Origin of the sequence: Nocardioides piscis, from assembly GCF_011300215.1 — a bacterium.
GTDB lineage: Bacteria > Actinomycetota > Actinomycetes > Propionibacteriales > Nocardioidaceae > Nocardioides > Nocardioides piscis.
This window is the reverse complement of record NZ_CP049866.1, coordinates 878349-892156: the sequence shown is the minus strand read 5'-3', so window position 1 is coordinate 892156 and position 13808 is coordinate 878349. Positions and strand designations below refer to the sequence as shown.

The 13808-nt window shown below is 69.8% G+C and carries 16 protein-coding genes; 8 read left to right on the top strand and 8 right to left on the bottom strand.

All coding sequences use genetic code 11. The features are described from left to right. Window positions 1-27: 27 nt before the first annotated feature. A complete protein-coding gene (locus tag G7071_RS04420) occupies window positions 28-1368 on the top strand; it encodes an HNH endonuclease (protein ID WP_166315388.1) in 1341 nt (446 codons plus the stop codon). Here the strand turns inward: G7071_RS04420 and G7071_RS04415 are convergent, their stop codons facing one another. The 3 genes from G7071_RS04415 to G7071_RS04405 all read right to left on the bottom strand — a co-directional run bounded on the left by G7071_RS04415 (window position 1369) and on the right by G7071_RS04405 (window position 4070). Then, complete coding sequence (locus G7071_RS04415) at window positions 1369-1710, bottom strand: DUF2200 domain-containing protein (RefSeq protein ID WP_166315385.1); 342 nt, start codon at window positions 1708-1710, stop codon at window positions 1369-1371. A gap of 15 nt (window positions 1711-1725) precedes the next feature. After that, entirely contained in the window at window positions 1726-3099 is a 1374-nt protein-coding gene (locus G7071_RS04410; RefSeq protein ID WP_166315382.1) for an NAD(P)-binding protein, read from the bottom strand. A 62-nt stretch (window positions 3100-3161) separates the two neighbouring features. Beyond that, window positions 3162-4070 carry a LysR family transcriptional regulator gene (locus G7071_RS04405; protein ID WP_166315379.1) on the bottom strand — a complete coding sequence of 303 codons (909 nt, stop codon included), beginning with the start codon at window positions 4068-4070 and terminating at the stop codon, window positions 3162-3164. A 133-nt stretch (window positions 4071-4203) separates the two neighbouring features. Here G7071_RS04405 and G7071_RS04400 point away from each other — a divergent pair, with 133 nt between their 5' ends. The 5 genes from G7071_RS04400 to G7071_RS04380 are packed head-to-tail and all read left to right on the top strand — an operon-like array spanning window position 4204 to window position 9002. Next, window positions 4204-5202, top strand: coding sequence for a Bug family tripartite tricarboxylate transporter substrate binding protein (locus G7071_RS04400; RefSeq protein ID WP_166315376.1), 999 nt, complete (start codon window positions 4204-4206; stop codon window positions 5200-5202). A 31-nt stretch (window positions 5203-5233) separates the two neighbouring features. Further along, the gene (locus G7071_RS04395; protein ID WP_166315373.1) at window positions 5234-5779 is read left to right on the top strand and encodes a tripartite tricarboxylate transporter TctB family protein; all 546 of its coding nucleotides are present in this window, start codon (window positions 5234-5236) and stop codon (window positions 5777-5779) included. A gap of 18 nt (window positions 5780-5797) precedes the next feature. Further along, complete coding sequence (locus G7071_RS04390; RefSeq protein WP_166315370.1) at window positions 5798-7351, top strand: tripartite tricarboxylate transporter permease; 1554 nt, start codon at window positions 5798-5800, stop codon at window positions 7349-7351. Continuing rightward, complete coding sequence (locus G7071_RS04385) at window positions 7348-7743, top strand: universal stress protein (protein WP_166315367.1); 396 nt, start codon at window positions 7348-7350, stop codon at window positions 7741-7743. Before G7071_RS04390 ends, G7071_RS04385 begins: the two co-directional genes overlap by 4 nt. Beyond that, entirely contained in the window at window positions 7740-9002 is a 1263-nt protein-coding gene (locus tag G7071_RS04380; RefSeq protein WP_166315364.1) for a glucarate dehydratase family protein, read from the top strand. The genes G7071_RS04385 and G7071_RS04380 overlap by 4 nt, the downstream gene beginning before the upstream one ends. Window positions 9003-9009: 7 nt before the next feature. Here G7071_RS04380 and G7071_RS04375 read toward each other — a convergent pair whose 3' ends face one another. From G7071_RS04375 to G7071_RS04365, 3 genes are all read right to left on the bottom strand, one after another. After that, the gene (locus G7071_RS04375) at window positions 9010-9684 is read right to left on the bottom strand and encodes a FadR/GntR family transcriptional regulator (protein WP_166315361.1); all 675 of its coding nucleotides are present in this window, start codon (window positions 9682-9684) and stop codon (window positions 9010-9012) included. A gap of 20 nt (window positions 9685-9704) precedes the next feature. Next, a complete protein-coding gene (locus tag G7071_RS04370) occupies window positions 9705-10823 on the bottom strand; it encodes an L-talarate/galactarate dehydratase (RefSeq protein WP_166315358.1) in 1119 nt (372 codons plus the stop codon). Window positions 10824-10906: 83 nt separating this feature from the next. Then, window positions 10907-11827, bottom strand: coding sequence for a 2-hydroxyacid dehydrogenase (locus G7071_RS04365; protein ID WP_166315355.1), 921 nt, complete (start codon window positions 11825-11827; stop codon window positions 10907-10909). 26 nt (window positions 11828-11853) lie between these two features. Here G7071_RS04365 and G7071_RS04360 point away from each other — a divergent pair, with 26 nt between their 5' ends. Continuing rightward, window positions 11854-12765, top strand: a complete 912-nt coding sequence (locus tag G7071_RS04360) for an AEC family transporter (RefSeq protein ID WP_166315352.1) — start codon at window positions 11854-11856, stop codon at window positions 12763-12765. On the opposite strand, the gene G7071_RS19565 is transcribed toward G7071_RS04360, so the two are convergent. Next, the gene (locus G7071_RS19565; protein WP_281351729.1) at window positions 12762-12893 is read right to left on the bottom strand and encodes a hypothetical protein; all 132 of its coding nucleotides are present in this window, start codon (window positions 12891-12893) and stop codon (window positions 12762-12764) included. The genes G7071_RS04360 and G7071_RS19565 overlap by 4 nt on opposite strands. A 17-nt stretch (window positions 12894-12910) precedes the next feature. After that, window positions 12911-13432 carry a DUF4396 domain-containing protein gene (locus G7071_RS04355; RefSeq protein ID WP_246210366.1) on the bottom strand — a complete coding sequence of 174 codons (522 nt, stop codon included), beginning with the start codon at window positions 13430-13432 and terminating at the stop codon, window positions 12911-12913. A gap of 66 nt (window positions 13433-13498) precedes the next feature. Here G7071_RS04355 and G7071_RS04350 point away from each other — a divergent pair, with 66 nt between their 5' ends. Further along, a complete protein-coding gene (locus G7071_RS04350; RefSeq protein WP_166315349.1) occupies window positions 13499-13807 on the top strand; it encodes a metal-sensitive transcriptional regulator in 309 nt (102 codons plus the stop codon). Window position 13808 lies beyond the last annotated feature (1 nt).

Below are 13808 nucleotides of genomic sequence, written 5' to 3'. Positions count from 1 at the left end.
GGAGGAGGAGCAGAGGTGCGGATGCCGATGGCGACCCCACCCGCAGCCCCCGCTGCGGCCCCTGACGACTCCCTCCGCGCGATGGCGGGGGCCCTCCTCGCGACCCCGGTGGCCGCCGACCCCAAGGACTGCATCGACCAGCTCGACGCCCTCGAGCGTCTCAAGTCCGCGATCAGTGCTGCGCAGGCGCGCGTCACGCACTCGCTCGACCAGCACCGGCAGGCCCAGGCCGAGGCCCGTCGGATGCTGGAGCCCACACGGCGCTGGCCCAACCCCGACGCCGGGATCGGCAAGGAGATCGGCCTCGCCCGACGGGAGTCACCGCATGACGGCCGCCGCAAGCTCAACCTCGCTCGGGCGCTGGTCCGCGACCTACCGGAGACGCTCGCTGCGCTGGAGCGTGGTGACATCAACGAGCGCCGCGCCGAGATCATCGCCGGCGAGACGGCCGACCTGGAGGCCAGCCGGCGTCGGGCGGTCGACGCAGCCGTCAGCCACGACCTCGCCGGGTTGGGCGATGCGGACCTTCGCGACCGCGTCCGCCGTGAGGTGCTCCGCCGCGACGACGCGGGCTGGCTCGCCCGCCACGAGCGAGCGCGCGCGAAGCGCCGGGTGAGCGGCCGCATCATCGGCGACGGGATGGCTCGGCTCACCGCCCTCCTCCCGGCCGCTGACGTCGCCTTGATCATGACCTCCCTCAGCGACGCGGCTGAGGCTGCCCGCGCTCGCGGAGACGAGCGCAGCCGCGGCCAGCTGGTCGCCGACACCCTGGTCGGGCGCCTGGGTGGCCTGAGCCGCAGCGCTCCGCTGCCCACGGCCCTCAAGCTGATCGTGAGTGCCGAGACCTTGCTGGGCGACGGTCGCGAGCCGGGCTACGTGATGGGAGCGGGCTACGTCCCGGCGTCCGTGGCGAGGAGTCTCGCGCTGGCCGGAGCCCAGCACGCGAGCTCCACGATCCAACGGCTCTTCGCCATGCCGAGGACGGGAGCGCTGCTAGCCGTGGAGTCGGCGTCGAGCTTCTTCCGGGGAGGGCTGGCCGACCTCATCGACCTGCGCGACCGGCGGTGCCGCTCGCCATACTGCAACGCCCCGATCCGACACCGCGACCACGTGGTCTCCCGCGCCCAGGGCGGTGCGACCGACCTCGCCAACGCCCAAGGGCTGTGCGAGGCCTGCAACTACGCCAAGGAGTCACCGGGCTGGCGCCACGAGCCCGTCGCCGACCCACTGACGGTCACCGAGATCGTGGTGACGACCCCCACCGGCCACAGGCACCGCTCCCGGGCTCCCGATCCACCGATCGATCGCAGTGACCCCTCGCCACTCGAGCGCCTGGTCTCTGCGAGGTTGCTCGCGGTCGCTGGCTGATCACGACCTCAGGATCTTCTCCATCGCCTTGCCCCTGGCCAGCTCGTCGACCAGCTTGTCGAGACAGCGGATCTGTTTCATCAACGGATCCGCAATCTCCTCGACCCGATGTCCGCAGATCACACCGGTCACGAGGTGCGCGTCGGGGTTGAGGTGCGCGTCGGCGAAGAAGTCCTCGAAGGTCGTGCCCGCGGTGAGGTGTTCGGCCAGCGCCGACTCGTCGTACCCCGTCAGCCACTCGATCACCTGGTCCAGCTCGGCCTTCGTGCGCCCCTTCTTCTCGACCTTGGCCACGTAGTGGGGATAGACCGACGCAAAGCTCGTCGTGAAGATGCGGCTCACGGTCTCGACCCTAGGTCAGCCGACGCTCAGCTGGGCGAGCCGCTCCAGCGCCGACCTGGTGTGCGTGCTGAGCCGTTGACGTGCGTCGGTCAGTGCCGCGGACTGCGGATGGTCGGGTGGCAGCCGCGCAGGGTTGAGCGCCACGCCGTCGGCCCACTCCTTGATGTCGGGCTCGGCGGAGAAGGACATCGTGGCCCGGGTGCCCAGCACCGTCATCCGCGCCCACCCCGCCATCGTGTCCCCGTATGGCGATGGCGGACACAGTCGGTTCTTCTCGTCGTCCTCGGAGCGGGTCGCCTCGACATAGCCGATCAGGGCCGCACCGAAGCACGGGAACCCTGCCCGGATCGGCTGCAGCGTGATGTCCTCGGGCCGCCAGACCGGGACGAGTGGCGGATATTTCAGACCGTCGGCCGCGCAGTGCACGATGACGGCGTCGTCCGCCACCGCGACCGCCCCGTCGGCGAAGGTCAGCTTGCCCCGGTCGACGGCCACGACGTGCCCGCGGCGCACGACGTTCTCCAGCGTCCGCAGCTGCTCGAGCTCCCAGGTCGCCAGCGTCGGCGTCTTGGCCATCGTCGGCGTGACCGAGCGGTCGATCCGCAGCATCACGCCGGCGTCCTCCATCCGGAGGAAGAGGTCGTCGAGTGAGCTGGCCTCAGCACCCGCCTGCATGATGTCCGCGGCGAGCCCCAGGAAGATCTCCGGATCGGGCTGGACCCTGGCCCGGTTGAACATCCACGGGTCACGAGGCCGCACCCAGCAGATCGCGTCCGGATCGACGCCGTGCGCGAGCAGCCAGATGCACGCATCGGTCGCCGTCTTGCCGGAGCCGACGACGACATATTCGCTCGGCGCCTCCTCCAGGCGCGCGAGGTCGTTGACCGGCACGACGTGTGCGCCGTCGAGGACCTCGAACGGCGGTGGCTTCTCCGCCGGGATGCTGGGCGCGAGGTAGTGGGCATTGACGATCCGACACGTCGCTGGAACGTCGACCGCTTCTCCCGAGATGCGCGAGACGACCCTGTGCTTGTCGTCGAAGTCGCTGTTCGCGGCGAACTCGACCTGACCCGACTGCAGCATCCTGTCGAGCATCCGTGCGTAGTACGACGTGATCTCGCCCTGGGCTGCGCGCTCCTGGAGACCTTGCTCAGGACCGCTCTCCTGCAGGGCGCCGCCACCGAGCAGCGTCGAGGCGACGCCATAGAAGGCCGATGCCTGGTGCAGTCGCACGAAGGGATAGGCCTCCAACCAGTGCCCGCCCGCCCCGTGGCGGCGGTCGACCAGCAGCACGCGGGCGTCGCTGTGGTCGATCAACGCATCGGTGAACGCCATGCCCATGGCGCCCGCGCCCACCACGAGGTAGTCGACGTCCAACCTCCGCGTCATGGATCCACGATGGCACCGCCGAGCCGCCACGTCACCGTCGACATTGGGGATCGTCCCGGCAGTCAGCCGGCGAGCATCACGTCCAGCACGCGTCGGACGACCGGTGGCACCGACTCGCGCGACCAGACCGCATAGAGCTCCACCGGCCGCTCCGGGTCGGTGTCCAGCGCCGTGTCACCGCCGCCGTGGACGAGCTCCTTGAAGACCACGCCGGAGACGGCCAGCGAGGCGGCCGAGGCGGGAGCGAAAGCCAGTCCGCGGTCAGCCGCGACGAGCAGCATCGCGGTGAGGATCTGGTGGACGCGCTGCTCGATACGGGGATGGGCGTTGGCCAGGAAGCGCACCGACAGCTCGTGGAAGTAGCGCGACTGCTGCGGGTCGTAGCCGATGACCGGCTGGCCATCGAAGTCCTGTGGAGTCAGCGGCCGGTCCGACGCTGCGAGCGGATGGTCCACAGGCACGACCGCCATCAGGGCCTCGCGCAGCACGACGCGTGACTGCAGGAGGTCGGTGTCGAACGGTGGCCGGGCGAGGCCGATGTCCAGCTCGCCGCGGCGGATGCCGTCGACCTGGGCCAGTGTCACGCGCTCGGAGAGGAGGACCTCGACGTCGGGGAGGGCGGCGGTCAGCCGCCGCAGCAGCGGACCCAGGATCGAGATGGCCGACACGGCCGTGAAGCCCAGCCGCACCACACCGGCCGCGCCGGCATCGACCCGGCGGGCCAGATCGCCGGCGCCTTCGACCAGGTTGAGCAGCCGATAGGCCTCGTCGAGAAATGCCGCACCGGCACCCGTCAGCGCGACCCGTCGGTTGTCGCGCTCGAGCAGCTGCGCCCCGACGGTCTTCTCCAGCTTCTGGATCTGCCGTGACAGCGGGGGCTGCGTCATGCTGAGCCGGTCGGCCGCCCGGCCGAAGTGCAGCTCCTCCGCGACAGCGATGAAGCATCGCACCTGGTCGAGCGTGATCGCCATACGGTCAAGGTATCAAGCCATGCCACATCGGGCTTGGACGGGCATCGTCGACCAAACCTAGTGTCGGTGGTCACACCCCGGTTTCGAGACGGTCGCAGAGCGACCTCCTCAACCTCCGAATTAGGAGCACAGCATGCGCAAGAACCTCAGCCTTGCAGCGGTCACCACCGCCGCCGCCCTGGCCCTCGTCGCCTGCGGCGGCGTCGAGAACACCGCCGGCGGCGGAAGCGACTCGGGCGACTACCCGTCCGGCGCGGTCGAGATGCCGGTCGGTGCCTCGGCCGGCGGGTCCTCCGACCTGATCAGCCGTCAGGTCGCCCAGGGCCTTTCCGACGAGCTCGGCGGCACCTTCTCGGTGATCAACCGCGAGGGCGCCAACGGCGCGCTCGCCGCGGCCGAGGTCGCCAAGGCCGAGGCCGACGGCTCCACCATCTCGGTCCAGAATGCCTCGCTCTACGCCATCACCCCCCTCGCCGTCGGCGAGGACGAGGTCACCAACATCGAGGACTTCGACGTCGTCCAGGGCGTCTCTCGCGACGACTACGTGCTCGTGGCCAGCAAGGGCAGCGGCTTCACCGCGGTCGACGACTTCGCCAATGCCGACGGCAAGATCACGTATGGCACCACGGGCGTCGGCACCGGAGCCCAGCTCGCCTGCGCGCTGACCTTCAACGTCAACGACACCCCGGCCGAGGCGATCCCCTTCGACGGTGGCGCACCCGCGCTCACAGCACTGCTGGGCAACCAGGTCGACACCGCCTGCCTGCAGGTCGGCGAGGCGGTCGAGAACATCGAGTCCGGCAAGATCGTCCCGCTCGTCGTCTTCGGCCCCGAGCGCGTGGAGTTCCTCCCCGACGTGCCGACCGCGCAGGAGCAGGGTCTCGACGTCGAGGTCTCGCAGTACCGTTTCATGACCGTCCCGAAGGGCACCCCGCAAGACGTCCAGGACGCGATCGCCGAGGCGATGCAGGCGACCTTCGAGACCGAGGAGTACAAGGCCTTCAACGAGCAGAACAACCTCACCCCCCTCGAGGTCTCCGGTGACGAGATCGTGACCATGCTCGAGGAGGACAAGCAGCGCTACGCAGACCTCGTCGAGGAATACGGCATCGACCTCGGCGACGCGAGCTGACGCACCACCGGCGACAGAGGCGAGGACGACGATGACCACGCGCGAGCCTGAGACGGACCGGACCGACGAGCCCGACATCCTTGCCGAGCTCCAGGCCGAGGTCGCCCGGGAGCTGGCCGACGAACGGCCGCCGGCCGGTGGACCGGCCTACCAGCTCGTCTCAGCCGCCGTGGTCCTCGTCCTCGGCATCGGGGCCGCAGTCCTCGCACACGGCTACGGGCTCGGGTCGCTCCGGCGGCCCGGCCCGGGGCTCTGGCCCTTCGCCGTCTCGCTCGTCATCGTCCTCCTCGCCATCGTGCTGCTCGTCATCGGCCGAACCCTGGACGATGCGGAGAAGTTCACCCGGTCCAGCTTCCTGGTGCTGGCCGGTGGCGCGACCTTCGTCGGCCTTGGACTGCTGCTCCCCACGATCGGCTTCGAGATCCCCGCCCTCGCGCTCTGCGTCGTGTGGCTCCGCTTCCTCGGTGGCGAGTCCTGGCGCAGCACGATCGTGATCTCGCTCTGCACGACGGCGGCGTTCTACCTGCTGTTCCTCTACGCCCTCAAGATCCCGCTGCCCCACCTGCTCGCCTTCTGAGCCAGAGAGGAGACCCCCATGGACTGGAACGCCTTCCTCGACGGCTTCGGCGTCGTGACGCAGCCGACCAACCTGCTCTACTGCCTGATCGGCGTCCTGATCGGCATGCTGATCGGTGTCCTGCCGGGTCTCGGCCCGGCCGCGACGATGGCCATCCTGCTGCCGATCGCCTACAACGCCGACGACCCGATCTCCGCGATCATCATGCTTGCCGGCATCTACTACGGCGCGCAGTACGGCGGCACCATCACCTCGGTCCTGCTGCGGATCCCTGGTGAGGCGAGCTCGGTCGTCACCGTCTTCGACGGCTTCGCGCTGGCCAAGCAGGGCAAGGCCGGCACCGCGCTCGGCATCGCGGCGATCGGCTCGTTCTTCGGTGCCACCGTCTCGATCATCGGCCTGACGCTGCTCGGCCCGATCGTGGCCGGTTATGCACTGCAGTTCGGGCCGCCCGAATATGCCGCGCTCGCGCTGCTCGGCGTCCTGCTGGTGGCCACCGTCGGCAACGGCCACACGGTCAAGGCCCTGGTCGCTGCCGCGGTCGGGCTGCTGCTGGCCACCGTCGGCAGCGACAGCTTCACCAGCGCCAACCGCTTCACCTTCGACACCCTCCAGCTGCAGGCCGGGATCGACTTCGTCGTCGTCGCCATGGGCCTGTTCGGCGTCGGCGAGATCCTCTACAACCTCGAGGAACGGCACGGCAAGCCCCACGTCCCCGCCGCCATCGCCAACATCTGGCCCTCCCGCAAGGACCTCAAGCAGGCGTCGCCCGCGATCGGCCGCGGCTCGGTCATCGGCTTCTTCCTCGGCGTGCTGCCGGGTGGCGGCGCAGTGATGGCCAGCCTGGCGGCATACGCCGCGGAGAAGCGCATCGCCAAGGACCCCTCCCGCTTCGGTCGCGGCGCGATCGAGGGCGTCGCTGGCCCGGAGTCGGCCAACAACGCCGCCGCGACGTCGTCCTTCATCCCGTTGCTGACGATCGGCATCCCTGCCAACGCCTCGATGGCCATGCTCTTCGCGGCGCTCCTCGTCGTCGGTGTCACGCCCGGACCCCAGCTCATCGACGAGAACCCGGACCTCTTCTGGGGCGTCATCAACTCGATGTACATCGGCAACCTGATCCTGCTGATCCTGAGCATCCCGCTGGTCGGCGTCTTCGTGAAGATCCTGCGGGTGCGCCCGGCGATCCTGGCGCCGATCACGGCCCTGATCACGATCCTGGGCGTCTACACGATCAACAACTCCGTCTTCGACATCTTCGTGATGATCGTCTTCGGCATCGTGGGCTACCTGATGAAGAAGACGGGCTTCGAGCCCGGCCCGCTCGTGCTCGCCTTCGTGCTCGGATCGTTGATGGAGTCGAGCTTCCGGCGCTCGATGCTGATCTTCGAGGGCGACCCGACCGGCTTCGTCACCCGACCCATCTCCGGCACGATCCTGGCCTTCATCCTGCTCGTGCTCGCCCTGCCGCTGATCAGGCTGGCGTTCCGGCGCCGCTCGCCCGAGACCACTCCCGACCATCCCCCGATCGACCAGACTGAGCGCATTGATCAAGAAGGAGGCAGGCGATGACCGTGCTGATCGGCTTTGTGCCCACCCGTGTCGGCGAGGCAGCCCTCGCCGCCGGACTTGCGGAGGCCGCTGCGCGCGGCGACGACGTCGTCATCCTCAACAGCCCCCGCCGAGGTGCCACGGTCGACCCCGACCTGGTCGACGAGGGCGTCGAGGCCACGCTGCTCGACGCCGCGTCAGCGGTCGGCGTGAGCGCCACGGTCGACCACACCGACCACGGCGCCGACATCGTCGAGGCCTTCGAGTCCGCCATCGAACGCACCGGTGCCCGCCTCGTCGTGATCGGGATGCGCCGCCGCTCGCCGGTCGGCAAGCTGATGATGGGCAGCGACGCCCAGCGGCTGCTCCTCTCGCTCGACGTGCCGATCCTGGCCGTCAAGCCCGCCCGATGACGTCGCGGATCTCCCGGGTCGTCGTCACCCCCGTCGCGTTCGGCGACCCGCCGCTGCTCAACGTCGTGGGCGTCCACCAGCCCTGGGCGCTGCGTGCGATCGTCGAGGTCCACACCGACTCCGGCCTGCTCGGCCTCGGCGAGACGTATGCCGACGAGGCACACCTCGACCGCCTCGCAGCCGTGGCGGCTGCCATCCCCGGCGTCGACCCCTTCGACCTCGCCTCGCTCCGTCGGGTCGTGGTCGAGGTGCTCGGCCAGGAGACCGGCGGCGGCGGGGCCAGCTTCGGTGGCATGCTCGACGTGCGGTCGGCGGTCGAGACCGTCTTCTCCCCGTTCGAGGTCGCCTGCCTCGACCTGCAGGGTCACGAGACCGGCCGCCCGGTGAGCGAGGTGCTCGGTGGGCGGGTGCGCGACCGGGTGCCGTTCAGCGGCTACCTCTTCTACAAGTGGGCAGGCCACCCCGGTGCCGCGGACGACGCCTGGGGCGAGGCGCTCACCCCCGACCAGGTCGTGGCCCAGGCGCGGACGATGGTCGACGGCTGGGGCTTCGGCTCGCTCAAGCTCAAGGGTGGCGTGTTCCACCCCGACCAGGAGTGCGAGGCGATCGAGGCGTTGCGCGATGCCTTCCCCGACCTGCCGCTGCGGCTCGACCCCAACGGTGCGTGGACCCCGACGACGTCGCTCGAGGTCGCCGCTCGTCTGGCGGGTGTCATCGAATACCTCGAGGACCCCACCCCGGGGATCGAGGGGATGGCCGAGGTCTCCGCTGCGACCGACGTGCCGATGGCGACCAACATGTGCGTGATCGCGATGGAGCACCTGCCACCCGCGATCGCCCAGGACGCCGTCCAGATCGTGCTCTCCGACCACCACCTCTGGGGCGGCCTGCGCCGGTCCCAGCTGCTGGCCGGCATCGCCGAGACATGGGGACTCGGCCTGTCGATGCACAGCAATTCACACCTCGGGGTGTCGCTCGCGGCGATGACCCACCTCGCCGCGGCGACGCCGACGCTGACCTATGCCTGTGACACGCACTACCCGTGGAAGACCCAGGACCTGGTCAAGCCAGGCGTCCTGAGCTTCGAGGGCGGCTCCGTCGCCGTACCCTCCACCCCCGGCCTGGGCGTCGAGCTCGACCGCGACATGCTCGCGACCCTGCACGAGCAATACCTCACCTGCGGCGTCCGCCGACGCGAGGACACCGTCTACATGCGCTCCATCCAGCCGGACTTCACGCCCAACACCTCGCGCTGGTAGCCGCGTCTCAGGCCGACAGCCGGCGCCGGGTGTTGCCCAGGTGCACCCGCATGGCGGCGCGAGCGGTCTCGACGTCCCCGGCCAGGACGGCGGCGGCGATGTTGTCGTGCTCGCGCTGGACGCGGTCGACGTGGGCGGCGTCGCTCATCGAGTATGCCGACGCCAGCCGCGTCCGCGGCAGCATGATCATCATCGGGCCGAGCGAGTCGAGCAGGTCGAGGAAGAACCGGTTGTCCGACGCCGCGGCGATCGCGCGGTGGAAGGCGAAGTCGGCCTCGACGGCCCCTTCGTGACCGGCCGCCATGAAGGACTCGTGCGCCTGGGTGATCGCCTCCGCCGAGGGTGACGAGATGCGGGCCGCAGCCAGGGCGGCGGCCTCGCTCTCGACACCGATGCGGAAGTCGACCATCGCCAGCACGTCGTGCTGGTTGCGGATGGCCGAGGTCTCCAGCGTGAACGACGACGGCTCCGGTACGGCGAGCACGAACGTGCCGCGTCCCTGGAACGTCTCGACGAGGCCCTCCGCCTGGAGCCGGGCCACCGCCTCCCGCGCGACCGGGCGGGAGACGGCGTATTCGGCGATCAGCTCGGCCTCGGAGGGGAGCTTGGTGCCGGGAGGGAGGTCGCCGCTGAGGATCTTGTCCTTGAGTCCGGCGACGACGTGGTGGGCGCGGGTCTTCACGGGTGGATCATGCCCTCCGATCAGGCCGAGAAGGTCACGGTGTCCTGGGTGTGGGCGCGCATCTCGTCCGACAGCGTGAACCCGAGGCCCGGGCGCTGCGGCACGAAGATGCGCCCGTCGCGGATCTCGATCGACTCGTCGAAGAGCGGGTCGAGCCACTCGAAGTGCTCGACCCACGGCTCGGTGGGGTAGGCCGCGGCGAGGTGGAGGTGGATCTCCATCGCGTAGTGCGGGGCGAGCGCCAGTCCGTGGTGGGCCGCGATGGTCGCGAACCTGAGGAAGGGTGTGATGCCACCGATGCGCGGGGCGTCAGGCTGGACGATGCCGCGATAGCCCGCGTCGACCAGCGCCATGTGCTCTGGGACGGAGGTCAGCATCTCCCCGGTCGCGATGGGGGTGTCGAACTCGCGCGACAGGTCGGCGTGCCCGACGGCGTCCCACGCGTCGAGTGGCTCCTCGATCCAGACCAGGTCGTGCTGCTCCAGCTCGCGGCACATCCGGCGAGCGCGGGCACGGTCCCACTGCTGATTGGCGTCGACCATGAAGGGGGTGTCGCCGAGGTGCTCGCGCATCGCCGCGACCCGCTCGAGGTCGAGGCGCCAGTCGGGCTGGCCGACCTTGATCTTGATGCCCGCGATCCCCGTCTCCAGCGACGCCGACGCCTTCTCCTTCATCTCCTCGAGGGAGGCCTGGAGGAAGCCGCCGGAGGTGTTGTAGACCCGGCAGGAGTCGCGGTACGAGCCCAGCAGCTTCGCCAGCGGCAGGTCGGCCCGCTTGGCCTTGAGGTCCCACAGGGCGACGTCGAGGGCGGCGACGGCCTGGGTGGCCACCCCGGAGCGGCCGACCGAGGCCCCGGCCCACATCAGCGACTCATAGATCTTGGCGATGTCGCTGGGGTCCTGGCCGATCGCGGCCTCGGCGACCTCCTTGAGGTGCGCGAACTGAGCCTTGCCGCCGGCGCGCTTGGAGTAGGAGAAGCCGACGCCGCTCAGCCCCTGGGTCGTCGTCACCTCCACGAAGAGCAGCACCGTCTCGGTGAGCGGCTTCTGCCGGCCGGTCAGCACCTTGGCGTCGCTGACCGGGTTGGCGATCGGGAGGACGACGTGGGACAGCGTCAGGGAGCGGATCTGGTCGGACATGTGGAGTTCCTTCTCGTCGTGCCAACTTGTATGATGTGTTGTGAACTTATCCGACAAGTTGGGACGTGTCCAGAGATGGCTGCTCAGGCGACCGGCGTGACCAGCTCTCCACGAGCCAGGAACGCAGCGACGTTGTCGAGCACCAGGCGGGCCATGGCCTCGCGGGTCTGCACGGTGGCGCTCCCGACATGGGGCAGGAGCACGACGTCGTCCCGGCCGAGGAGGGCGGGCGGCACGTGGGGCTCGTCGGCGAACACGTCGAGACCGGCTCCGGCGATGCGTCCCTCCTCGAGGGCGGTCACCAGGGCGTCCTCGTCGACGACCGAGCCGCGGGCGACGTTGACCAGGAGCCCCTCCGGCCCCAGCGCGTCGATGACCTCCGCGTCGACCAGGTGCCTGGTCGACGCGCCGCCCGGGGTCAGCACCACCATGACGTCGCTCGCCGCGGCCAGCGCGAGCGGGCTCGTGTGATAGTCCCAGGGCACGTCCTTGGGGCTGCGCGAGTGATAGGCGATCGTCGCGCCGAACGGCTCGAGACGCTGCGCGACCGCCCGTCCGATGCGCCCCAGGCCGAGGATGCCGATGACCGAGCCGCGCACCTCCCGCGTGAGGGGATAGCGGCCGCCAGCGCCCCACTCGCCGCGGCGGACGAACCGGTCGGCCGCGCTCACCTGCCGCAGCACGTCGAGCACCAGCGCCACCGACAGGTCCGCGACCGCGTCGGTGAGCACGTCGGGGGTGTTGGAGACGACGATGCCCCGACGCCTGGCTTCCTCGACGTCGACGTTGTCGTAGCCCACGCCGAAGTTGGCCACCGCGGCCAGGTCGGGCAGCGCGTCCATCTCGGCAGCGCCGACGAGGGTGCCGCCGCCGGCGACGGCAACGGTGAGGCCCTCGGTGTGATCACCGACGTCGGCGAGCGACGGAGCGGCATGGTCTCGCACCAGTGCTTCCTCGAGGAACGGCATCAGGGGGCCGACGCGGACGACAAGGGGGTGGCTCATGCCGCCATCCTGCCTCGGGAGGTGTCGTGGACCTGCTGATCGGCTTCACCACGATCCTGGTCGTGATCGGCTGCGGTGCGGCCCTCGCGCACGTCGGTGTCCTCGACGTCACCTCCCAGCGCACGCTCGGCGAGATCGCCTTCTTCGTCGCCTCGCCGGCGCTGATGGTCGTGGTGATCAGCGAGACCGAGATCGGTGGCGCGGTCGCCAACCTCGCCGCGTCCGCGACGTCTCTGGCCGTCTGCTTCGTCGCCTATGCCGTCATCGTGCGCTGGCGCTGGCGACCGGATGCGGGCTCGCTCCTGATCGGCTCGCTGGCGTCGTCCTATGTCAATGCCGGCAACCTGGGGATCGCGGTGGCGGCGTATGTCGTCGGGGACACGACCGTGGTGGTGCCGACCCTGCTGGTGCAGATGATGGTTGTCCAGCCGCTCGCGCTGATGGTGCTCGACCGCGTCTCCGGGCGCGAGTCGGGTCCGTGGTCGGCCTTCCGGCGACTGACCACCAACCCCCTGACGATCGCCTCCGTGGTGGGGGTGGTGCTGGCCGTCACCGACTGGGAGCTGCCCCGGATCGTCGACTCGCCGCTCCGGCTGTTGGCCGGACTCGCCATACCGGCGATGCTCATCTCGTACGGCGCTGCGCTGCGTCTGTCACCGTGGCCCGGCCGGGCCGGCCACAACGCGGAGGTGCTGGTGGCCACCGTGCTCAAGATGGTGGTGATGCCGATGGTGGCCTGGGGGATCGGGACGGCCCTGGGGCTCGAGGGTGCTGTGCTGCTGGGGGTCGTCATCACGGCCGGGCTGCCGACGGCGCAGAACATCTTCCTGCACTCGACGCGCTACCGGACCGGCGAGGACGTCTCGCGCGAGACCATCCTGGTGACGACGCTGTGCTCACTGCCGGTGGCGCTGCTGATCGCGGTCCTGCTCGGCTAGCGCTGGTGCTGGCTGATCCCGTGGCTGGGCGCTGGGTCGGCGTCCTTCTCGAGCTCGGCGGCGACGGAGACGGTCAGCCCGCCGAGCAGGAAGCCGATGACGGCGGCGGCGAGGGTGTTGGTGTTCATCGTGTGCTCCTCAGGTCTCAGTGCTGGTGGTGGGCGTGGTCACCCGTGTGGCCGCCGTGGTCCTCGTCGCCGGCGCCCATCTGGAACTGGTGGGTGAGGGCGTGCCCCTTGCCCTTGTCGATGAGGTAGCGGTTGACCGGGAAGGCTGCGACGAAGGCAGTGGCCAGCGCGATGATCATTCCGATCCAGAAGATCGGGTTGACCAGGCCTGAGTCCATCGCCCCGGGGATGAGTGCCATCACGGCGTTGTCCACGATCTCCATCACGGCGATCGAGAGGGTGTCGGCGGCGAAGACGACGCTGAGCGCCGCGCCGAAGCCCAGGCCCGCCTTCATGAGCGGCAGGGTCGAGAGCGCATAGCCGAACAGGAAGGCGAGCCCGACCGCGAGCGCGATCGTGGCGCCGGTGCTGAGGCCGATGGCGGTGCCGATCATCAGCCCGGCGATCTCGCCGATGGCACAGCCGGTGAGGCAGTGCAGGGTCGCGTTGGCGGCCATGGAGTTGCGGGCGTCCATCACAAGGTCCTTTCGGTTGGCCATGCCTTGTGTTATATACCCTAGGGGGTAAGGTTGCAAGGACTACGACAGCACGAGAAGGACGACGCGATGACCGAGGCCACCGAGCACCAGCACAGCTACATCGCCAACAACACCAAGGCGGACTACCTCAAGCGGCTGCGCCGCATCGAGGGCCAGGCGCGGGGCCTGCAGCGCATGGTCGAGGAGGAGAAGTACTGCATCGACATCCTCACCCAGGTCTCGGCGATGACGAAGGCGCTCGAAGCGGTGGCCCTCGGGCTGCTCGACGAGCACATGGCCCACTGCGTCGTCAACGCTGTCGCGGCCGGCGGCGACGAGGCGCAGATCAAGCTCAAGGAAGCCTCCGACGCCATCGCGCGTCTCGTCCGCTCCTGAC